The organism is Streptomyces sp. bgisy027, from assembly GCF_057710365.1.
In genome coordinates, this window is record NZ_JBYIVZ010000024.1 from 15,701 (window position 1) to 35,681 (window position 19,981).

At 73.0% G+C, this 19,981-nt stretch carries 19 protein-coding genes; 4 read left to right on the forward strand and 15 right to left on the reverse strand.

The window, feature by feature from the left end:
- Nucleotides 1–2 precede the first annotated feature (2 nt).
- The gene (locus tag AC3ETA_RS24290) at nt 3–626 is read right to left on the reverse strand and encodes a winged helix DNA-binding domain-containing protein (protein ID WP_432195014.1); all 624 of its coding nucleotides are present in this window, start codon (nt 624–626) and stop codon (nt 3–5) included.
- Between the two features lie 19 nt (nt 627–645).
- Nucleotides 646–987 (reverse strand): DUF5713 family protein, encoded by a 342-nt coding sequence (locus AC3ETA_RS24295; RefSeq protein ID WP_432195015.1) that lies wholly within the window; start codon nt 985–987, stop codon nt 646–648.
- 49 nt (nt 988–1,036) lie between these two features.
- Here AC3ETA_RS24295 and AC3ETA_RS24300 point away from each other — a divergent pair, with 49 nt between their 5' ends.
- On the forward strand, nt 1,037–1,834 hold the full coding sequence (locus AC3ETA_RS24300) for an N-formylglutamate amidohydrolase (protein ID WP_432195016.1): 798 nt from the start codon (nt 1,037–1,039) through the stop codon (nt 1,832–1,834).
- Here the strand turns inward: AC3ETA_RS24300 and AC3ETA_RS24305 are convergent, their stop codons facing one another.
- From AC3ETA_RS24305 to AC3ETA_RS24315, 3 genes are read right to left on the reverse strand one after another with little or no spacing between them, the layout of a single operon-like run.
- Nucleotides 1,835–2,311, reverse strand: coding sequence for a hypothetical protein (locus AC3ETA_RS24305; RefSeq protein ID WP_432195122.1), 477 nt, complete (start codon nt 2,309–2,311; stop codon nt 1,835–1,837).
- Nucleotides 2,312–2,319: 8 nt separating this feature from the next.
- Nucleotides 2,320–2,895 (reverse strand): RNA polymerase sigma factor, encoded by a 576-nt coding sequence (locus AC3ETA_RS24310; protein ID WP_330357429.1) that lies wholly within the window; start codon nt 2,893–2,895, stop codon nt 2,320–2,322.
- A gap of 59 nt (nt 2,896–2,954) precedes the next feature.
- Entirely contained in the window at nt 2,955–4,385 is a 1,431-nt protein-coding gene (locus AC3ETA_RS24315; RefSeq protein WP_432195017.1) for a S8/S53 family peptidase, read from the reverse strand.
- A gap of 148 nt (nt 4,386–4,533) precedes the next feature.
- Between AC3ETA_RS24315 and AC3ETA_RS24320 the strand changes: the two genes are divergently transcribed.
- Nucleotides 4,534–7,101, forward strand: coding sequence for a CHAT domain-containing protein (locus AC3ETA_RS24320; RefSeq protein WP_432195123.1), 2,568 nt, complete (start codon nt 4,534–4,536; stop codon nt 7,099–7,101).
- Between the two features lie 32 nt (nt 7,102–7,133).
- Here the strand turns inward: AC3ETA_RS24320 and AC3ETA_RS24325 are convergent, their stop codons facing one another.
- Entirely contained in the window at nt 7,134–8,999 is a 1,866-nt protein-coding gene (locus AC3ETA_RS24325) for a LuxR family transcriptional regulator AbsR2 (protein WP_432195018.1), read from the reverse strand.
- A gap of 94 nt (nt 9,000–9,093) precedes the next feature.
- On the opposite strand from AC3ETA_RS24325, the gene absR1 reads away from it, so the two are divergent.
- On the forward strand, nt 9,094–10,179 hold the full coding sequence (gene absR1, locus AC3ETA_RS24330) for a beta-glucuronidase AbsR1 (RefSeq protein ID WP_432195019.1): 1,086 nt from the start codon (nt 9,094–9,096) through the stop codon (nt 10,177–10,179).
- 136 nt (nt 10,180–10,315) lie between these two features.
- Here the strand turns inward: absR1 and AC3ETA_RS24335 are convergent, their stop codons facing one another.
- A complete protein-coding gene (locus AC3ETA_RS24335) occupies nt 10,316–10,444 on the reverse strand; it encodes a hypothetical protein (RefSeq protein ID WP_432195131.1) in 129 nt (42 codons plus the stop codon).
- Nucleotides 10,445–10,518: 74 nt separating this feature from the next.
- On the opposite strand from AC3ETA_RS24335, the gene AC3ETA_RS24340 reads away from it, so the two are divergent.
- On the forward strand, nt 10,519–11,097 hold the full coding sequence (locus tag AC3ETA_RS24340; protein ID WP_432195020.1) for a MarR family winged helix-turn-helix transcriptional regulator: 579 nt from the start codon (nt 10,519–10,521) through the stop codon (nt 11,095–11,097).
- Nucleotides 11,098–11,109: 12 nt separating this feature from the next.
- Here the strand turns inward: AC3ETA_RS24340 and AC3ETA_RS24345 are convergent, their stop codons facing one another.
- From AC3ETA_RS24345 to AC3ETA_RS24380, 8 genes are all read right to left on the reverse strand, one after another.
- Entirely contained in the window at nt 11,110–11,820 is a 711-nt protein-coding gene (locus AC3ETA_RS24345; protein WP_432195021.1) for a gamma-glutamyl-gamma-aminobutyrate hydrolase family protein, read from the reverse strand.
- Entirely contained in the window at nt 11,817–13,307 is a 1,491-nt protein-coding gene (locus AC3ETA_RS24350) for an aldehyde dehydrogenase (RefSeq protein ID WP_432195022.1), read from the reverse strand. Before AC3ETA_RS24350 ends, AC3ETA_RS24345 begins: the two co-directional genes overlap by 4 nt.
- Nucleotides 13,308–13,435: 128 nt before the next feature.
- Nucleotides 13,436–14,884: an APC family permease gene (locus AC3ETA_RS24355; protein ID WP_432195023.1), complete on the reverse strand. Its 1,449-nt coding sequence runs from the start codon at nt 14,882–14,884 to the stop codon at nt 13,436–13,438.
- 163 nt (nt 14,885–15,047) lie between these two features.
- On the reverse strand, nt 15,048–15,626 hold the full coding sequence (locus AC3ETA_RS24360) for a TetR/AcrR family transcriptional regulator (RefSeq protein WP_432195124.1): 579 nt from the start codon (nt 15,624–15,626) through the stop codon (nt 15,048–15,050).
- Nucleotides 15,627–15,787: 161 nt separating this feature from the next.
- Nucleotides 15,788–16,633 (reverse strand): fumarylacetoacetate hydrolase family protein, encoded by an 846-nt coding sequence (locus AC3ETA_RS24365; RefSeq protein WP_432195024.1) that lies wholly within the window; start codon nt 16,631–16,633, stop codon nt 15,788–15,790.
- A gap of 10 nt (nt 16,634–16,643) precedes the next feature.
- Nucleotides 16,644–17,585, reverse strand: a complete 942-nt coding sequence (locus tag AC3ETA_RS24370) for a 3,4-dihydroxyphenylacetate 2,3-dioxygenase (protein WP_432195025.1) — start codon at nt 17,583–17,585, stop codon at nt 16,644–16,646.
- The gene (locus tag AC3ETA_RS24375; protein ID WP_432195026.1) at nt 17,578–19,041 is read right to left on the reverse strand and encodes an aldehyde dehydrogenase; all 1,464 of its coding nucleotides are present in this window, start codon (nt 19,039–19,041) and stop codon (nt 17,578–17,580) included. Before AC3ETA_RS24375 ends, AC3ETA_RS24370 begins: the two co-directional genes overlap by 8 nt.
- Nucleotides 19,042–19,162: 121 nt before the next feature.
- Nucleotides 19,163–19,975, reverse strand: coding sequence for an acetoacetate decarboxylase family protein (locus tag AC3ETA_RS24380; protein WP_432195027.1), 813 nt, complete (start codon nt 19,973–19,975; stop codon nt 19,163–19,165).
- Nucleotides 19,976–19,981: the final 6 nt, after the last annotated feature.

The window sequence follows — 19,981 nt, forward strand, 5'->3', positions numbered from 1 at the left end:
TTTCAGGGGCCCGGAGGCCCGACAGGACCTCTTGAGCGAACCTCCGCCCCGGCCGAGCACCGCCCGGCCGGGGCGGAGCCATGCGCACGGGCTACCGGGGCGGCACGAGTTCCAGTCCGAGGAAGCGCGCCAGGTCCTCGATCCAGCAGCTCGGTGACATTGCGGTGGTTGCTCCAGCCGCTGGACCGCCACGGCAGCTCGCAGGTGTCGGGCAGTTCGCGGGAGGGCAGCGGTCCCGCCGCGCCGAGCCGGTCGAGGATGTCCCGGCGGCAGGCGTCGTTGGCGGCGACCCAGGTGCCGTGGTACTCGCGCCAGGACGTCGGTGTCCCTCGCTCCGGCCACTCGGCCGTCTCCTCGCGGTAGAGCGCGAGATCCTCGGCGGGCCGGAACATCGCCCGCAGCTCCGGCGGCGTCCGGCCCGCCGGCCCCGCTGTCAGGCCGGCCGTCGTGTATCCCGAGGCGCCGAGCCGGCTCCAGGCCACGAGGTCGGCGCTGGGCGCGACGGCGGCGGCGGGGTCGATCTGGAGCAGGGTCAGCCGCCGTACGACGTCCGGCAGCCCGTCCGGCCGGGTGGCGTCCAGCAGTCGGGCACGCACGGCGATCCGGCGGGCGTCGGACCGCGACACTCGTGGACGGTCATCGGCGTCACCAGTCCCGGGTGGCGATCAGTTCTTCCGCATCGGCGTCCACGAAACCGTAGGCGCCGGCCACGAACCAGAAGTCCTCGGCTATCTCCTCACGGGCCACGGTCTCGATCTCACTGCCCGCGGCCCAGAACTCGTCCTGGAGGGCGTTGAACTCGTCGGTGGCGGCATGGGTGAGCGGGTACAGCTCGGCCAGGCCGGCGGGCCGCTCGGCCTCGATGCGCTCGCACAGCCGCAGCAGGATGTCCTTGCCCCGGTCCACCACCGCGTCGGGGTAGTAGTCGTCCCTGTACAGCGCCTTGAAGAACGGGTGGGCGATCACCTGCTCGTTGCTGATGGTCATGCTGTGATGGTGCACCACGCCACTGACAACGCCCCAGGGAGCAGCCGTCATGACCTCCGCCGCGCCGTCCTTCGAACTCCTCTCCGGCGCTGAGGACTCCCCCGTCATCCTGCACGTGCCGCACTCCGCGCGGGAGATCCCGCCTGCGGTCCGTGCCGGGATCCTGCTGGACGACCGGGCACTGGAGCGGGAGTTGGACCACATCGTCGACGCGCACACCGCGGAGCTGGCGGAGGCGGCGGCCGGGATGGCGGAGAGCAGACCGTGGCGGTTCGTGAATCGGCTGGCCCGGCTGGTCGTCGACCCGGAGCGGTTCCCCGACGAGCGGGAGGAGATGCTCGCCGTGGGGATGGGCGCCGTGTACACGCGGACCACGCATCTCGCGCAGCTGCGGGCCGCCGACCGGGACCCCGAACCGCTCATCGAGCGGTACTTCCGGCCGTACGCGCGGGCCATGACGGACGCCGTGGCCGACCGGCTCGCCGCCACCGGCCGGGCCGTGCTCATCGACGTGCACTCCTATCCGACCGCTCCGCTCCCCTACGAGCTGCACGGCGGGGGCCCGCGGCCCCCGGTCTGCCTGGGCACCGACTCCTTCCACACGCCCGCGAAGCTGCTCGCCGCGGCACGTGAGGCGTTCGCCGAGTGCGGGGAGACCGGCCTGGACAGCCCGTTCAGCGGCACGTACGTGCCGCTGGAGTTCTACGGCACCGAGCCCCGGGTCTCCGCCCTGATGGTCGAGATCCGCCGGGACACGTACATGGCGGAGCCGGGCGGTCCGGCGGGCCCCGGACTCACCCGGCTCTCGCGGGCGTTGGCGACGCTGGTGGACGCCGCCGCACGTTGATCAGGCCCGCAGCCACTCCGTGACGACGACCTCCCCACCGGTCCGCAGCCGCAGGGCGAACGGTCCGCTGGGCGGGGCGTCGCTGGTGAAGCGGCCCATGTCGTCGGCGTCGACCGGGGTGGCCGTCTGCGGGCCGCCGAGCACCTCGATCCGCGCCTGCTGCGGGGGCAGCACCTGCCCCATCAGCCCCTGCGCGGTGACCTCCACGTCGACGGTCACCTCACCCGCGCGGAAGGTCAGCATCCGCGGCACATCCGTCGCGCCCCTGACCGCAATGGCGTCCTCGACCGAGTCGAAGGTCAGCTCCGCGATCCGGGCGTCGAGGTCGTGCAGCGCGAACGCCTCGACGGCGAGCTGGCACAACTGGGCCGGTACCGGGTCCAGAATGCTCGCGGCCCGGCGGAGTTCCTCCTCCAGCAGCTCGATGTCGAAACCGTCGTCGCCGGAGGATCCCTCGCCCGTCATGTCGTCGTGCATGTCGTCGTTCACTGCGCCCCCCGCGCGTCGAGTCGGGCCCGCAGCCGGCGCAGGCAGCGCTGCCGCAGCGGTCCGATGCTGCCCACGGCGATGCCCAGTGCGGCGGACACCTCCTGGTAGCTGGGCGGCGGTGAAGCCATCAGCACGCGCAGCAACTGGCGGCAGCGCTCGCCGAGTTCCTCGAACTCCTGCCACATCCAGCGGATGCGTTCGGACTCGGCGGCGGCCTCCTCCGAGTCCAGCACCGACTGTTCGGGCGTACGGTCCTCGCTCACCCGGTCGAGCAGCTGGGGATCGTTCGTCACGGTCAGTCGCCTCAAGCTCTTGAGCACCTTCAGACACTCGTGCCGTGCGGTGCTCGCCAGCCATGAGCCGGCCTTCTCGGGTTCCCTGATGCGCCCCAGGTGCTGCGCGAAGCGGAACCAGACGGTCTGGTAGACCTCATGGGCGTCGGCGTCACTCAGGCGGTGAGCGCGCACGACGGACCACACCAGTGGGCTCAGCCCTTCCACGAGCGCCTTCCAGGCCGCCGCGTCGCCGTCTACGGCGGACTGGACCAACGCGCCGACATCTGCACGGTCCACAGCCCCACCCCTCGTGTACGGCAAGTCATCGTACGCCGCGGAGGGGATGGTTCCGACCCTCATGACCGAGGAGCCGGGGGCAGGACGGGCACAGGACGCCAGGTCCCGGGGCGAAGCGCCGCCACGTGCGCCCCCCGCACCTCCGCGTAACCGGAGTTCGCGGCGAGCATCTTGTACCGGGCGACCCGCGGGTCGCTCTCCTGCTGCGCGCTCATGTGCGCCGCGATCAGACCCGCCACCAGCGGGGTGGCGAACGAGGTGCCGCTCCAGTGCGCGAGCCCCTCGAACATCACCTGGTCGGGCTTGGCGGCGCCGCCCTGCTCGCTCAGCACGCCGGTGTGGCGCGGGGACACACAGGTGCAGGCGTAGCCGAAGCCGTACCGGCAGGTGTCGTAGGTGGAGTGCTGGTAGGTGTACGGCATCGGTGCGTCGAAGCCGGTGAGGACGCCGGTGAGGCGCTCGCCGGGCGCGTACACCTTCACCCAGGGGCCGTGGTTGCTGAAGCAGGCGCCGAACTCGCCGTCGCCGCGCAGCGCGCCGACCGACAGCACGACGTCCTGGTAGTCGGGCAGATCGGCGTAGGCGGCGGGCCAGAAGGGCGTGGCGCTGCCGTTGTTGCCGGCCGCGGCGACGAGCAGGGTGCGCTGGTCGCGCAGCTCCCGCATGAACGCCTCGATGCCGAGCAGGCCGTCGGTGCGGCCGTTGGAGGTGCCGGCGGAGAGGCTGAGGACGTCGGGCCAGCCGCCCGCGTCGACGGCCTCGAAGAGCTTCTCGCCGAACTCGGACTCCAGGATGGCGCCCGCGTCGTTCAGGGAGTTGCGGACGGTGATGCCCGTGTTGGGCGCGACGGCGGCGACGAGCCCGGCGATGAACGTGCCGTGGCCGACGTACTGCTGGAGCACGCCGTCGTCGTCGCACTCCTTGATCTGAGGGTCGCCGTCGGTGTGGGCCAGCAGCGGGGAGGACCGGAAGTCGTGCATGAGCCCGGTGTCGACGACCAGGACGCCGATCGCACTGTCCGCGTCGTAAGTGCCCTCGGCCGGGGCCGGGTTGAGTCCGTCGGCCTGCGCGACGGGCGCGGGCTCGTCGCCGGGACAGGAGTTGACCGCGATCGACACCAGGTGGTTGCGGCTGACCAGCCGGCGCCCGGTCCGGCCCTCCGACTCCCGCAGGGCGCGCAGGGCGTGCGCGACGGGGCGGTCGCCCGCGCGGTCGCCCTCGCCGGGGTCGCCGACCTGGATGCGGGTGATGCCCGAGCGGTTGGTCTGCGGGCCCGCCCGGCGCACATGGTCCTGCACCAGGTCGGGCTCGGCGGTGAAGTGCGCGCGCACGGTGTCCTCGACGACGCGGGCGTCCTCGCCGTCACGGACCAGGACGTAGCCCTTCTCGTAGATGAACTCCGCGGAGTCGTCCGGTCCCATCGCGAGGGGGACGTCGGGCATGGAGCGCTGGATCTGCTCGAACTGCTCGTGGAATCGCTGTGGTGCCATGGCGTGTCCTCCCGCTGAGGCGACGGTCGTCAAATTGAGCCACGTGGTCGCTGATTGATACAGCGCCAAACCCGTGTGGCACGGTTCCGGGGCAACTACCATCCGTGGAGTGACAGCGGGAAGCGAATCGGTTCTCGAACTGCTGCCGATGGTGTTCGCCGCCCCGAACGACGCTCTGGCGCGGGCGGAGGGGCTGCTCGACGCCGATCCCTCGCCCTTGCACGCCTCCGTCGCCCACCAGGTGATCGGCATCTGGCAGCGGGACTGGGGCGACATGCGGATCGCCCTGCACCATCTGCGGCGCGCCCGGGATCTCGCGGCACGGGCGGATTCCGCCGACCGGGAGGCGGACGTCCTGGCGGCGCTCGGGGTCGCGTTGGTGCATGCGGGGCGCACACAGCAGGGGCTGGCCGCGCTGGAGCGCGGGATCGAGCGCGGCAGCGGACACACGCGTGCCCGGGTGCTGTTCCGGCGCGCCTACGCCCGCTGGGTCCTCGGCCACCACCGGGAGGCGCTGGAGGACGTACGCCGGGCCATTCCGGTGCTGCGGCAGGTGGACGACGTCATCTGGACGGCGCGGGCGCTGACGCTGCGCGCGACCGTGCATCTGGCGCTCGGCGCGGTGGACCGGGCGGACGCCGACTTCACGGCGGCCGTCGTCCTGTGGGACACCACGGGCCAGGAGCACGACAAGGCGGACGCGGTGGAGAGCCAGGGCCTGGCGGCATTCCGGTCGGGCGACATCCCTGCGGCGCTGCGGCTGCTGGACGAGGCGGAGGAGCGCTACGCCAAGCTCGGCACGCCGACGTTCATGCTGAGCATCCGCCGCTGCGAGGTGCTGATGGCGGCCGGGCTGGCGCCGGAGGCGCTGGCCGAGGCGGACGCGGCGATCGCCGTGCTCGACGGCATCGGCGGCCAGTCCACCCGCAAGGCGGAGCTGCTGCTGGCCGCGGCGCGTGCCGCGCGGCTGGCGGGCGACGCGCACACCGCGATAGCACGTGCCGACATGGCCGTGCGGCTCTTCGCCGGGCAGCGGCGCAGCTGGTGGGAGACGCACGCCCGGCTGGTCCTGATCGAGGCGCGGGTGGCCGCGGGGCGCAGTTCGGGGCGGCTGGTGGCCGACACGGCGGCGGTCGCCGACCGGCTGGCCTCCTTCGGCGCGCCGGCCGCGCCGGAGGCCTCGCTGCTCGCCGGCCGGATCGCGCTCGGGCTCGGCTGGACGGCGGACGCGGAGCGGCATCTGGCCGTCGCCGCCCGCAGCCGGCACAACGGGCCGCCGCTGGCGCGGATGACGGGCTGGGCCGCGCAGGCGCTGCGGGCACGGGCGGCAGGGTCCGGGCGCGGTGTCCTGGAGGCGTGCCGGCGCGGCCTGGACGTGCTCGACGCGCACCGGATGACACTGGGCGCCTCGGAGCTGAGGGCCCGGGCCACCGCGCAGGGCGCCGAACTGGCCGCTCTGGCCCAGCAGGCCAGCCTCGACTCCGGCAGCCCGCGCCGGCTGCTGGTGTGGAGCGAGCGCTGGCGGGCCACCGCGCTGTCGACGCCGCCGACCCGGCCGCCGGCCGACCCGGAGCTGCTGAGCGACCTGACCGCGTTCCGGGAGATCGCGGCGCGTGCCGAGGAGGCCCGCAGCGAGGCGCGTCCGGTGCCGGTCCTGGAGCGCGAACAGCGGCGCCTGGAGCGGGAGATCCGGTCCCGGACGCTGCATCTGCGGGGCGACACACCGGGCGACGGTCACCGCTTCGACCCGGGCCGGCTGCTTCAGCGGCTGGGCGACGACGTACGGCTGGTCGAACTCGCCGTGCTGGACGGGCGGGTGCAGGTGCTGCTGTGCGGGCAGGGTCGGGTGCGCCGCTTCGAGGCCGGGCTGCTGGCGGAGGCGGAGACCGAGGCCGAGCACGTGCAGGCCGGGCTGCGGCGGCTGGCCCACCCGGGCGCGGAGGCACGGCTGCCGGTGGTGGAGGCGGCGGGGCGGCGGCTGGAGGAGCTGCTGCTCGGCCCCGCGGCGGCGCATCTCGGCGACGGTCCCGTGGTGGTCGTACCGCCCGCCCGGCTGCACCGGGTGCCGTGGGCGCTGCTGCCGTCGCTGCGGGAGCGGGTGCTCAGCGTGTCGCCGTCGGCGAGCGGCTGGCTGCGCGCCCGGGAGACCGAGCCGCCGCCGGGCGGCCGCCAGGTCCTGGTGCGCGGGCCGGGACTTGCGACCGGCGGCGCCGAGGTGCCGCATCTGGCGGGCCGGTACGGCGGTGCCGTCGTCCTGGAGCACGCCGACGCGCGGGCGGCGCAGGTGCTGGAGGAACTCGACGGTGCCGCGCTGGCCCATATCGCCGCTCATGGCACGTTCCGTGCGGACGGTCCGCTGTTCTCGTCGCTGCGGATGGCCGACGGGCCGCTGATCGTGCACGACTTCGAGCGCCTGGACCGCAGCCCGTACCGCATCATCCTGTCCTGCTGCGACACCGCACGCTTCGCCTCCGTCGGCGCCGACGAACTGCTCGGCCTGGTCACCGCGCTGCTGCCGCTCGGCACGGCGGGCGTGGTGGCGTGCACCGCGCCCGTCAACGACGCCGCCGTGGTGCCGCTGATGCTCGCGCTGCACAAGGGACTCAGCGAGGGCCTGTCCCTCGCCGAGGCGCTGCGCGACGCGCGGGCGGCGCTGCCGGGCGACGCGCTGCATCGGGCCACGGGGTGGGCGTTCTCGGCATTCGGAGCGGCCTGACCCGTTCTTCGGCCCCGACCCGGTCGACCGGCTCACGCCGGCTGTGCGTCCGGCTGTTCCACCAGCCACGGCAGGGCCCCGCGGTCGCTGGCGCCGAGGCGGGCGTAGGCGCTGTAGAGGTGGTTGCCGACGGTACGCACGGACAGGGTGAGCTTCTCGGCGATCTGCCGGTTGCTCAGGCCCGTGGCGGCCAGGGTGACGATCTGCCGCTGCCGGGAGGTCAGTTCGCCGAGGACGAGACCGGACAGCGCCGGGGTGCGGGCGCCCTGGCAGCGGCGGGCCAGCGCCACGGCACGCGTGCGTGAGGTGCGGGCGGCGCGCGGGTCGCGGTGCGCCCGTACGGCCTGGGCGTGCGCCTCGGCCGCGAAGAGCAGGAAGCCGCGCTCCTGGAGCTGCCGGGCCACCTGATCCAGCGCGGCACCGTCGGCGCGCGCGAGCGCGTCGGCGTGCTCCGCGAAGACACCCGTCAGGCGGCCCGCGGCGCGCTCGGGGTCCCCGAGGCGCACGGCGTCGTACGCGTCGCCGCCGACCGCCCCGGCCGTTCCGCCGATCGCCCCGCCGTCGCCACCGCGAGCCCCGGCCGCCGCACCGGCGTCGCCGCCGAGCGCTGCGGGCCGGGTGACCGCCCCACCCCCGTGGGGGCGGCCACCCAGGATCTCGTGCGCGGCCGTCGCATCGCCCGACTGCGCCTCGGCGAGGGCGAGTTCGCGACGGCAGGACGGCTCGTCGGCGCCGGCCCACAGCCCCTCCCGCGCCCAGGCAGCCGCCTCCCGCAGCTCACCGCGCAGTCGCGCGAACCGGGCCCGTACGGCCGCGTATCCGGCCGGCAACCGCGCGCCCTCCGCGACCAGCCACTCCCCCACCGGCGCCGGCACCGCCCGTACGTCCGCCCGCTCGATACGGCGGCTCAGCGCGGCCAGCTCGGCGTCGAGGGCGGGGCGGCACTGTTCGGGCGTACGGGACAGGCGCCTCGCCCGCAGCCGGCCGGCCGCGGCCCGCAGCACCGGGCCGTGCAGGGGGTGGGCGAGGCGGACCGCGCCCCGGTCGTCGACCTGGACCAGTGCGTCGGCCTCCAGGTGTTCCAGGGAACGCAGTTCGAGCCGGTCCCCCTCCAGGTCCAGCGGCAACGGCTCGGCGAAGGCGAGGCGTTCGAGGATCTCGCGCTGCTCGGGGCAGGTGCGGTCGAGGACGTGCGCGGTGCGCTCGCGCACGGTCGGGGTCATCGGCACCGGGCCGCGCCACGCCCACTCCTGGGTGTCCTCGACAGGGGTGAGCAGCCCGCGTTCGCGTAGCGCGCCCGTCAGGTCGCGCATCAGCCGCAGGTCGCCCCGGCACAGGCGGTGCAGCCGGTTGACGGTGAGCGGGTCGAGGCCGGCGCCCGCCGCTTCCGCGGCCAGCAGCCGGGCGGTGTCCTCGCGGGGCAGCGGCTGAAGGGTGAGGCGGGGCAGGAGGTCGCCGGTCCACAGCCGGGAGATCGCGCCGGGTGCGGGGGCGCCGTCGGTGGTGACGACCAGGAGCCGGGTGCGTCCGTGCACGGCCAGCTGGTGGACGAGGGCGGCCGAGGCGTCGTCGAGCAGATGGGCGTCGTCGACCAGCAGCAGCCGTACGCCGGACAGATACTGAAAGGCGCCGTGCAGGGAGGCCGTCTCGGGGACGAGGTGCGCGAACGCGGCGAAGCGGATACGGCGGGTCTCGGGGGTGCCGGCCACCCGGGCGCAGTCGGTGCCGCGGGCTGCCTCGGTGACGAGGCGGGTCTTGCCGCTGCCGGCCTGACCGGTGATCACGATGCCCTGCCGGCCGGCGGCCAAGGCCCCGCGGACCAGCTCCAGTTCGTCCTCCCGGCCGGTGAACGGCCAGGGCATTTCCAGGGTCTTCGGGTCGCGTACGTAGGTCGTCACGGAAATAGGAGCGCGGTGACTCACTTCTGATACACGGGTACTTGAGTAGCCTTCGACTCAGGCGCCGGCGGCGGGCTCACGGCAACCTGTCCGCATGACCGCTCGCTACTGCTCCCTCGCGCAGCAGCCGGCGCCCGCGTTCGCGCCGGGCCTGGCCGCCGAGCGGCTCAGTGCGCTCATCGGCGGACGCCGCATGTGGGTCAACGGAACGGTGCTGCATTACCACTTCTTCGACCGGGACTCCGACGGATCCTCGATCCCGGACCCCGAGACCGGGGAGAGCCGGCACGTCTCGTGGGTCGGCAGCAAGGAGCAGCGCGAAGTCGTGCGTGAGTGCTTCCAGGAGTGGCAGGGGCTGGGGATCGGGCTGTCGTTCGTGGAGGTGGGCGACCGGTCGGAGGCCGAACTGCGCATCGGGTTCCAGCTCGGCGACGGCTCCTGGTCGACCGTCGGCAAGGACGCGCTCCAGGTCGGCCTGAACGAGCGCACCATGAACTTCGGCTGGGACCTCACGGTGCCCGGGGAGCGCGGGACGGCCCTGCACGAGATCGGGCACGCGCTCGGCATGCTGCACGAGCACCAGAGCCCGTTCGCCGGGATCCACTGGGACGACGAGGCCGTGTACGCCGATCTGGCCGGCCCGCCGAACTTCTGGAGCCGGGACAAGACGTTCTTCAACATCCTGCGCAAGCTGGACGCGAACGAGGTCAACGGTTCCGTCTGGGACCCTCAGTCGATCATGGAGTACCCGTTCTCGGGAGGGCTGATCCTGGAGCCGGAGCAGTACCGCGGGGGGCTGAATCCACCGGGTGTACTGTCCCGGGCCGACAAGGATTTCGTCCGCCGCTGGTACCCGCCGGCCCAGGCGCCGGGACCGCGCGAGCTGGTGCCCTTCCGTTCGGTTCCGTTGCGGCTGGGCCCGGCGGAGCAGGCCGACTTCGTCGTCGAGCCGCCGGAGACGCGCGAGTACACGGTGGGCACCTTCGGCGACAGCGACACCGTCGTCGTGGTCTTTGAGGAGCGCGACGGGCAGCCGCGCTACCTCACCGCCCAGGACGACGGCGGCACCCCGCACAACGCCACGCTCAAGGCGCGCCTCGTCAAGGGCCGCCGCTATTTCGTCCGGGTACGCCTCTATACCGGCTGGGGGTCGGGGGAGACAGCGGTCATGTGCTGGTGACGGCACGGATCCGCTGACTGCACGGACGCGACAGTCCACAGTCCGGCGCCGGGGAAAGTGGGCGGGACGCCACCTTCGGGGGAGGGTGACGTCCCGCCCACGCCGCGTTCCCGCCCGGCCGCAGGGCCACGTCACTTCACGACGCGACCCGTTCGTCGCGCACCTCGTCCGGGTGCGCCGGGCCGAGGTGGTCGCGCGGGGTCGTGCCCTCGTACTCGGTGCGGAAGACGCCCCGTTCCCGGGAGACGGCGGCCCTTCCGTACAATTTGAACCCGAACGAAAAGCGCCTGTTGCCCGTCCGACACCGTCTGTCCGACGTCTCGGCCAAAGGAGAGTTCCATGCCCGGCCAACGATCGATCACCGCCGCCGAGCAGCTGGCCGAGGCCAAGCTCGGCGGTATCCCGCTGCACCGGGACCAGATGGCCGTGGTCGCCAACATCTATCGCGCGGCCTCGACGGTCCGGCAGCACCTGGAGAACTCCGTGCTGCGCGGGGCCGATCTGACCTGGACGGCGTTCGTGGTGCTGTGGGTGGTCTGGGTGTGGGGCGAGTCGGAGACCCGGCATGTCGCGGAGGAGGCCGGGATCTCCAAGGGGACGCTCACGGGCGTGGCTCGGACGCTGGAGGGGCGGGGGCTGGTGAAGCGGGCCGGGCACCCCGGTGACGGCAGGCTCGTGCTGCTCAGCCTCACCGAGGAGGGCGAGGAGCTGATGCGCCGGCTGTTCCCTGCCTTCAACGAGGAGGAGGCCTTCGTCGCCGGGCAGCTCAGCGACGAGGAGTGCCGCACTGTCGCGGAGGGGCTGCGGCGGGTGGTGATCCAGGTCGAGGAGCAGGGCGAGGAACGCCGCCTCGCCCTGCTCGACGGCGCCGAACCGGCACCTCGCCGCAGCGGACGGCGGGCCAGGACCGACGGCTGAGGGCCTCCTCGCTCAGCGCCGCTCGCGTGCCGCCCCCACCAGGGCGTCGAAGAGCGACTGCTGTGCCGGGTCGCGGTCGGCCGTGTCCTCGGGGTGCCACTGCACCGCCGTGCACCACCCCCGCGCGCCGGGGAGTTCGAGACCCTCCACCGTTCCGTCGGCGGCCCGGGCGGTGATCGTGAGGCCGCTGCCGAGGCGGTCCACGCGCTGGTGGTGGTAGCAGGAGGCCTCCGCCTTCTCCGCGCCGAGGGCACGTTCCAGCAGGGTGCCGCGCTCGACCGCCACCGGATGCACGAGGTGCCGGTGCTCGCGTTCGGGGCCGCCCATGTCCTGCTCCAGCGTGCCGCCGAGGGCGACGTTCACGGTCTGCAGCCCGCGGCAGACCGCCAGCAGGGGGATGCCCAGGTCCACCGCGCGCCGCGCGACTTCGAGGTCGAAGGAGTCCTGGAGGTCGTCGACGTCGTAGACGGTCGCGTGGGTGTCGGCGGCGCCGTAGCGGTGCGGGGCGAGGTCACCGCCGCCGGGGAGCAGGACGCCGTCGAAGCGGGCGAGGCGGTCCGCCACATCCGCTTCCGCGGGGTCGGCCGGGTGGATGCCCGCCGGTTCGCCGCCCGCTCGCCACACCGCCTCGATCAGGGCGCGGGCGTTGGCCTCGGCGGCGTACCGCAGGGCCGAGGTGGTGGCGGAGAAGCGTGCGGGGACGGCGATCAGGGGACGGGTCACAGCTGGATCCAGACCGTCTTGAGCTCGGTGTACTTCTCCAGGGCGTGCGCGGACTTGTCGCGGCCGTTCCCGGACTGCTTCATCCCGCCGAAGGGGACGGTCAGGTCGCCCTCCTCGTAGCAGTTGACCCAGACCGTGCCGGCCTTCAGGGCACGCGAGGCACGGTGGGCGGTGGACAGGTCGGAGGTCCACAAGCCGGCGGCGAGGCCGTACTCGGTGGCGTTGGCCAGCCGTACCGCCTCGTCCAGGTCGTCGAAGGCGAGCACGGACAGGACGGGGCCGAAGATCTCCTCACGGGCCAGCCGCATCGTCGGCGCGACCCCGTCGAAGACGGTCGGCTCCAGGTAGGTGCCGCCGGTCCCGGCGAGGACGCGCTCACCGCCGGTCCGCAGCCGCGCGCCCTCCTCCCGGCCGGTCCCGATGTGTCCGAGGACGCGGCCGAGGTGGGCCTCGCCGACCAGGGCGCCCATCTCGGTGGCCGGGTCCAGCGGGTCGCCGATCCGCAGCTCGCGGGCCCGGCGCACGACGGCCTCGGTGACGCGTTCGGCGACGGAGGAGTGCACCAGGAGCCGGGAGGGCGCCGTGCACATCTCACCCTGGTTGAAGAAGATGCCCCAGGCCGCGGTGGCGGCGGCCCGGTCCAGGTCGGGGGCGTCGGGCAGGACGATGTTCGGTGACTTGCCGCCGAGTTCGAGCCAGACGCGCTTGAGGTTGGAGTCGGCCGCGTAGCGCAGGAAGTGCCGGCCGACGGCGGTGGAGCCGGTGAAGGCCAGGACGTCGACGCCGGGGTGGAGCCCCAGGGCCCGTCCGGCGACGGGGCCCTCGCCGTTCACCACGTTGAGCACACCCGGCGGCAGTCCCGCCTCGGTGGCCAGACGGCCGAGCAGGAGGGCGGACAGCGGGGAGTTCTCCGACGGCTTCAGTACGACCGTGCAGCCCGCGGCGAGCGCCGGGGCGACCTTCCAGCCGGCGAGCGTCAGGGGGAAGTTCCAGGGCACGACCGCGCCGACGACACCGGCCGGTTCCCGGGTGACCAGGGCGAGGGCGTCGGGGGCGGTGTGCGGGGACTCGTCGGTGAGCTTGTCGGCGAGCTGGCCGTACCAGCGGAAGGTGTTGATGGCGGCGCGCAGCTCGATGTCGTGGGCGTCGGTGACGGGCTTGCCCATCTCCAGGCTGACGGTCAGGGCCAGTTCCGCGCGCCGCTCCTGCAGCAGGTCGGCGATCCGCAGCAGCACATGACCGCGCTCCACGGGCGCCAGGCGCGGCCAGGGCCCGGTGTCGAAGGCGCGCCGGGCGGCGGCGACGGCCGCGTCCACCTCGGCGGCGCCCCCGTCGGCGACCTGCGCCAGCACCTGCCCGTCCCGGGGCGATACGGCCGCGAAGGCCGCTCCCCCGCCCGGCTCGTCGGCGCCGTCGATGTGATGGGCACCAGACAGGTGCAGGGTCTTGGCGCGACGCAGCCACTCTTCGTGGGTGACGGCCGGCATGCGAGGACCTCCAGGTGACGTGCGATCTCGAAGAAGAAGACGGTCGGGGCCGGGCGCCGCCGGGCGCTCACCGCCGTCCGGTCGGCGGCTCCTCGGCCCCGACCGGACGACAGGCGTGGCCTGCGGGCCTATGTGCGGGCCGGGCGCGTCAGGCGGCCGGTGACGACGCCGAGCACCAGGACGGCCGGGACCGCCGCCTGGAGCCACAGGGCCGTGGTCCGGTCGCCGCCGATGAGCGTCGTGAAGTTCTCGACGATCAGCCAGATCGCCCCGGCGATCCCCACGGCACCCAGCAGCGGGGCGACCAGCGTGTTCCACGGCCGCGTGTCGAGGCGCTCGCGCCGGAAGAAGGCGACGACCGAGACCGAGGTCAGGAAGTACAGGAGCATGATCGCCAGTACGGCGATGCCGCTGCCCCACGAGAACAGGGTGAGCACCGGGTCCTTGCCGGCCAGGGCGAACGGGATCACCAGCAGGGCGGCGATCGCCGTCTGCACGAAGCCCGCGACACCGGGCGAGTGCCGGCGGTTGACCGCCGACACCCCGCGCGGCAGGAGTCCCTCACGGCTGAGCGAGAACAGATAGCGGTTGGCCGAGTTGTGGAAGGCCAGGATGCCGGCGAAAAGCGAGGTGGCCAGCAGGATCGGCAGCACGTCGTTGACCCAGGTGCCGAACTGGGCGGCGATCGGCGCGAAGACGAAGGCCGTCGAGTCACCGCCCTGAAGCGCCTTGCCCGCGGCGCCGGCCGCCTGCGAGGCGCCGTAGGAGGAGATCAGCATCCAGGAGGCGAAGGCGAAGAAGCCGGTGACGAGGGCGACGGCCGCGTACGTCGCACGGGGCACCGTTCTGCGGGGCTCGCGGGCCTCCTCGCCGTAGATCGCGGTGGCCTCGAAGCCGATCATCGACGCGACGGCGAACATCAGCGCCACGCCCGGCGCCCCGTCCAGGGCCGCGCCCGGCGAGAAGGTGTCCGCGAAGCCGAGGCCCTCGGGCCCGCCGCCCTTGGCGAAGGTGACGGCGGCGAAGGCGCTGAGGATGCTGAACTCGGCCAGTACGAAGACGGCCAGCACCTTCGCGCCCATCTCGATGCCCAGGGCACCGAGGACCTGCACGATCGCCATCGTGACCAGGGCACACACCCACCAGGGCACGTCGATGCCGGCGTAGTGCGCCAGCAGCCCGTTCACGGTGGCGCCGTACAGGCCGTACATGGCGGCCTGGATCGCGCAGTACGCGAAGAGGGCGATGCCCGCGCTGCCGTGGCCGAGGTCCCGGCCGAGCCCTTTGCCGATGTACCGGTAGAAGGCCCCGGCGTCCACCACGTGCCGGCCCATGGCGACGAAGCCGACCGAGAACAGCAGGGTGATCAGACCGGCCGCGAGATAGGCGGCCGGGGCCCCGACGCCGTTTCCGATGGCCACGGCGATGGGGACGGCGCCCGCGACGCCGGTGAGCGGCGCCTGGGCGGAGAGGACGAAGAAGAGGATGCCCAGCACGCCGAGAGAGTTGGGCTTGAGCTTGCCTGCGGTGGAGGCGTCGGGCGCGGTCTGGTTCGGGACCGCCGTCTGACTGTCCACTCGGATCACCTGCCAGGGGAAAGGAGGATTTCGTTTCAGGCCAAACGAGTTGCCCCATGGTGGGCTGGAACTATCCGTTTGGCAAGGGGGTGGCGCCGAGAATTGCCGCGACAACGTGAAAGGACCCCGGGCCACGGGTGCCCGGGGTCCTTGAAGGTGCAGGTCAGCCGTCGTTCTCCGGCGCCTCGTGGCCGTCGGCCGCGAGCAGTCGGAGCAGCCCGCGCAGCTCCTCGATCGCGGCGTCGGTGGTCCCGGGTTCACCGAAGACGAGCTGGTGCAGCACGAGCCCGTCCAGAGCGGCGAAGATCAGCCGGGTCAGCGGTTGCCCGGCGTCCTCGGGGAGCATCCGGGACAGCTCGCGCCGGGTGGCGTCGAAGTAGTCGTCGTACAGGGCACGGATCTGCGGCAGCAGCTCCGGGCGGCGCCGGGCCTCCAGCAGCAGCTCGTACTGGAAGGCCTGGATGTCCGGGTCGGCGATGACCATGTCGGAGACGCCCACCGAGAAGTCGGCGACCTTGCCGGTGCCCGGTTCGAGCGCGCTGACGTTCAGCGAGGTGCGGATCGCGTGCGCGAGGGCCTCCTCGATCAGCGCGTCGCGCGAGCCGAAGTGGTGGACGACCAGGCCGTGCGTGGTACCGGCCTCCTGGGCGACCGCCCGGTAGGTGAGCTTGCGCAGCCCGCCGCGCGCCACGACCCGCACCGCGGCGTTGAGCAGGGCCTCACGGCCCTCGCCGTAGTTCATGCGCCGGCGCGGCTTGCGGTCCCCCTCGGTGGTCCCGGGGGCCTTGGAGCCCGTGGCACGGCCCGGGCCGCCCGTCGGCCTCTCGGATCGCTCGGGTCCCTCGGCGGATGCGGTCATGTTCGCGACCTTACCCGCCGGGTCCGGCGCCGCCGTGCGCACGGTCAGCGCCTGGGCGGCCGGAGGCCGCGGAACTCCCAGTCGCCGCCGAGCGCCGTGGACAGCACCTCCTCGGACTCGGTCGGCTGGGCGCCCACGTCGGTGCGGACCGGGGTCGGGCCGGTGACGACGTGGTTGGTGAGCCTGCCGAGACCCTCGACCTCGACCTCGACGACGTCGCCGGGCCGGACGGGGCGGGAGTTGGCCGGAGTGCCGGACAGGAGCACGTCGCCCGGGTACAGGGTGATGGTGCGGGCGATGTCGGCGACGAGGTAGTGCATGTCCCACTTCATCTCGTCGGTCGAACCGTCCTGCACCACCTCGCCGTTGACGTACGTCCGCAGCCGCTTGCCGTGGAAGTCCCAGTCCGTGACCAGGCCGGGACCGAGCGGGCAGAGGGTGTCGGAGCCCTTGACCCGGAGCATGGAGCCCGCGTCGGTGTCGCGGAAGTCGTGCAGCCCGTAGTCGTTGGCGATCGTGTAGCCGGCGATGTACTCCCCCGCCTCCGCCGGGGAGACGTTCCGCGCGGTCCGTCCGATCACGATGGCGACCTCGCCCTCGTAGTTGAGCCACTTGCAGCCGTCGGGGCGGACGATCGCGCCCATGTGGGAGTTGAGGGAGGAGGTCGGCTTGTGGAAGTAGGTCGGGGTGTCCGGAAGGTCGATCCGGAACTCCTCGACCCGGCTGCGGTGGTTGAGGTGGACGGCGACGACCTTGGACGGCACGACCGGGGGCAGGTGCTGGGCGTCCTCGGTCTTGACGCGGCGGCCGTCTCCGGCGACGAGTTCGTCCCCGTCGACGGTGACCTGGACGGCGGCGCCGTCGAGGAGGACGCGGCGGTATTCGGGCATGACAGCCTTCCTAGAAGCGACGGTGCGGGTTGTGGGGCGCGGCGGGCCCGGATGCGGACGCTTCCGTGCCGGTCCAGCCGTCGGCGGGACGGTCGAACCACAGATGGACCTGGCCGGTGCCGATGGAGTTCTCGTACTCGCCGTACTGGCGGGCCCTGGCGACGCAGGACTGTTCGCCGAGGGCGCCGGCCATCATCAGGTAGTGGAAGAACTTCGCCTCGGGCTTGTACTTCCAGAACTCGTCCATGGTGTCGAGGACCTTGTCGTGGCGGCCCTCCTTGAACCAGGCGATGCGCTCGTGGTCGGCCGCGCGGGCCTCGGGAGTGAAGATGTGGACCGGGTCGCTGGCCTCGTGGTCGCGCAGTTCGCGCAGCGGCCAGAAGGTGTGCGACAGGGCGCCGGAGGCGATGAGCAGGACGCGGCGGCCCGGGGTGGCGGCGATGCCGTCGGCCAGGGCCCGGCCGAGCCGCAGATGGTCCTCCATGTCGCCGGTCTGGCAGACGCCGATGGTGACCCACCGCTTGTCCGGCAGCCCCTCCCCGAGGAACTTCCAGAGGTTGATGGTGGCGTAGTAGATCGGCAGGTACTCGTCCTCGATCGCGGTGATCCAGGTGCCGTGCCCGCCCGCGAACTTCTCGACGTTGCGGGCCAGTTCGGGATCGCCCGGGAAGTCGTACGGCATCCGGCACATGCCGCGCGGCAGTTCCTCGGAGGTGAAGAGACCGGCGCGGCGCTGCTGCGCGGTGACGACGAACTCGACCGTGGTCGCCCAGTGCGAGTCGAGGACGACGACCGTGTCGTAGTCGTCCCGCTCGAAGACCTCGGCGCGGAGCTCCTTCAGGCCGGTGACGAGGGTGATCTCCCTGCCCTCGTTCAGCTCCAGCCGGTCGGCCTCCGGCAGCACGACGGTGGGGACGTGGGCGAGCAGCCCCGCCCCGACGATCTCACCCATGGTTCCGGCTCCATCCCTTCGGGGCGGTGACGGTGTTCTTCAGGTCGCAGTAGAAGTCGAAGCTCCAGGTGCCGCCCTCGCGTCCGACGCCGGACTGGCGGGAGCCGCCGAAGGGGGCCCGGAGGTCGCGCACGAAGAAGCAGTTGACCCAGACGGTGCCCGCGACGAGCCGCGCGGTGACGCGTTCGGCGCGCTCGGGGTCGCCGGTGGCGAGGGTGGCGGCGAGCCCGAAGCGGGTGTCGTTGGCGAGGCGTACGGCCTCGTCCTCGTCGGCGAAGGTCTGGAGGGTGAGGACCGGCCCGAAGACCTCCTCCTGCACGATCTCGGAGTCCTGGGCGACATCGGTGAGCAAGGTCGGCGCGTAGAACTGCCCGTCCAGGCGCTCCCCGCCGACGACCGCACGGGCCCCTGCCTCGACGGCCCGCCGCACGAACCCGTCGATCTTCTCCAGCTGGCGGGGGTGGATGTTGGGCCCGATGTCGGTGGCCTCGTCGCGCGGGTCGCCCTGCGTCAGCGCACGCGCCTTGTCCGCGAAGCGCCGGGTGAACTCCTCGGCGACGGACTCCTCCACCAGGATGCGGGTGGCGGCGAGACAGACCTGCCCGGCGTTGTCGTACTGCTCCACGGCGAGGTCGACCGCGAGGTCCAGGTCGGCGTCGGCGAACACCAGCAGCGGTGACTTGCCGCCGAGTTCGAGGCTGAGCGGGGTGAGGTTCGCGGCGGCGGACGCGGCGATCCGCCTGGCGGTGGGGACCGAGCCGGTGAAGCTGATCCGGCGCACGTCCGGGTGCGAGGTGAGGGTGTCGCCGATCTCGGAGCCGTGGCCCTGGACGACGTTGAGGACACCGGCGGGCAGGCCGGCCGCGGCGGCGATGTCGGCGAGGAGGGAGGCGGTCAGCGGGGACCACTCGGCGGGCTTGAGGACGACGGTGTCGCCCGCCGCGAGCGCCGGGGCGACCTTCCACGTGGCCAGCATGAGCGGGGCGTTCCACGGGGTGATCAGCACGCAGGGCCCGGCCGGGTCCCACGAGACGTGGTTGGTGTGCCCGCGCGTCTCGAAGTCCTCGTGGTCGAGGGTGAGCAACCAGTCCGCGAAGAAGCGGAAGTTGTGCGCGACCCGGGGCATCACGCCCCGGCGGTGCGAGCGGAGCAGGGCGCCGTTGTCGGTGGTCTCGACGGCGGCGAGCTCTTCGATCCGCTTCTCGACCCCGTCGGCGATGGCGTGCAGGATGCGGGCGCGCTCGGCACGGGGGGTGGCCGCCCAGGCGGGAAACGCCTCACGGGCGGCGGCGACGGCGGCTTCGGCTTCGGCGGGGCCACCACGGGCGATCTCGCCGATGACGCTGCCGTCGATGGGGGAACTGTCGGTGAAGGTGGCACCGGAGGCGACACGCTTGCCGCCGATCCAGTGCCGGGTGTCGACGGGGACACCGGCGACGGTGATCTTCTCAAGCATGGGAAGGGCTCCATTCATACGAAGAGGAATCTGACCCACCGGGGGCGCGGGGCTGGATCGATTTGCGGCTCCGCCGCGTGGGCGCGACCAACCACGACGAACCCGCGGCCGCCCACCGGCCTCACTCGGCGACGGCTTCCGACGTTCCGGCCTCCAACAGCCGTCCCCCGTCCCACACCACCCCGACCTGCCGGTAGTACGCGGCGATCGGCTCATGGATCTCCAACCGGGCCAGCTCTTCGGCAGGCGCCTCGAACAGCTCCAACTCGGCCTCCCCGACCCACGGGCGCCCCGCCTCGAAGGACGCCGCCCCCGTCTCGATCAGCTCGTCGAGAGCCAGCCCCTTCCCCTTCTCGATCGAGGGCAGCCACCGGTGATGAGCCATCGGATGCGCGTTCACGAACCCGTTCGACTCGGCCGGCTCCCGCAGGGTCACCACGGCCTGCGCCAGCCGGCGATCCGCGGCGGCCAGCGTCGCCCCGAACCGCGCCCCCGCCTCGATCCGCGGAGCGGGCCCGTACGGATGCGGCCGCGTCTGGTGGATGGACCCGAGCTTCTTCGGATACCCCTGGTGCAGCCCGCGCGCGATGGCGAAGTCCTTGTCGACCCAGATGTACACGCACCGCGAGTAGGTCTGCCCCCGGTACTTGCACCGGACGACCGCGAACGCCTCCTTGTACTGGGACAGCACCGGGTCGAGCAGCTCCGCCCCGGACTGCGAGCAGGACTGCCAGTCGGCCCAGATCAGGGCGACGGCCCCGGGATCCTCGTCGGCCAACTCCAGGGGCTCGGGCAGCAGTTCCCGCACCCGTGCCGGATCCGTGCGGTACTCGACGGTCAGCAGGTCACCGGAGTAGCGCCACGGCGGCGACGGGATCAGCGACGAGGCGCCGCTGCCGGTCTTGGGGTGGAAGTAGCCACGGACTGGGGACATGAGGGG

Bases quoted from the DNA above. Each gene is read 5' to 3' on its own strand.
- absR1 (WP_432195019.1), top strand. From the start codon at position 9,094: ATGACCGCTCGCTACTGCTCCCTCGCGCAGCAGCCGGCGCCCGCGTTC.
- AC3ETA_RS24360 (WP_432195124.1), bottom strand. From the start codon at position 15,626: ATGAACTACGGCGAGGGCCGTGAGGCCCTGCTCAACGCCGCGGTGCGG.
- AC3ETA_RS24375 (WP_432195026.1), bottom strand. From the start codon at position 19,041: ATGCTTGAGAAGATCACCGTCGCCGGTGTCCCCGTCGACACCCGGCAC.
- AC3ETA_RS24295 (WP_432195015.1), bottom strand. From the start codon at position 987: ATGACCATCAGCAACGAGCAGGTGATCGCCCACCCGTTCTTCAAGGCG.
- AC3ETA_RS24365 (WP_432195024.1), bottom strand. From the start codon at position 16,633: ATGCCCGAATACCGCCGCGTCCTCCTCGACGGCGCCGCCGTCCAGGTC.
- AC3ETA_RS24305 (WP_432195122.1), bottom strand. From the start codon at position 2,311: ATGCACGACGACATGACGGGCGAGGGATCCTCCGGCGACGACGGTTTC.
- AC3ETA_RS24370 (WP_432195025.1), bottom strand. From the start codon at position 17,585: ATGGGTGAGATCGTCGGGGCGGGGCTGCTCGCCCACGTCCCCACCGTC.
- AC3ETA_RS24350 (WP_432195022.1), bottom strand. From the start codon at position 13,307: ATGCCGGCCGTCACCCACGAAGAGTGGCTGCGTCGCGCCAAGACCCTG.
- AC3ETA_RS24315 (WP_432195017.1), bottom strand. From the start codon at position 4,385: ATGGCACCACAGCGATTCCACGAGCAGTTCGAGCAGATCCAGCGCTCC.
- AC3ETA_RS24380 (WP_432195027.1), bottom strand. From the start codon at position 19,975: ATGTCCCCAGTCCGTGGCTACTTCCACCCCAAGACCGGCAGCGGCGCC.
- AC3ETA_RS24300 (WP_432195016.1), top strand. From the start codon at position 1,037: ATGACCTCCGCCGCGCCGTCCTTCGAACTCCTCTCCGGCGCTGAGGAC.
- AC3ETA_RS24340 (WP_432195020.1), top strand. From the start codon at position 10,519: ATGCCCGGCCAACGATCGATCACCGCCGCCGAGCAGCTGGCCGAGGCC.
- AC3ETA_RS24320 (WP_432195123.1), top strand. From the start codon at position 4,534: ATGGTGTTCGCCGCCCCGAACGACGCTCTGGCGCGGGCGGAGGGGCTG.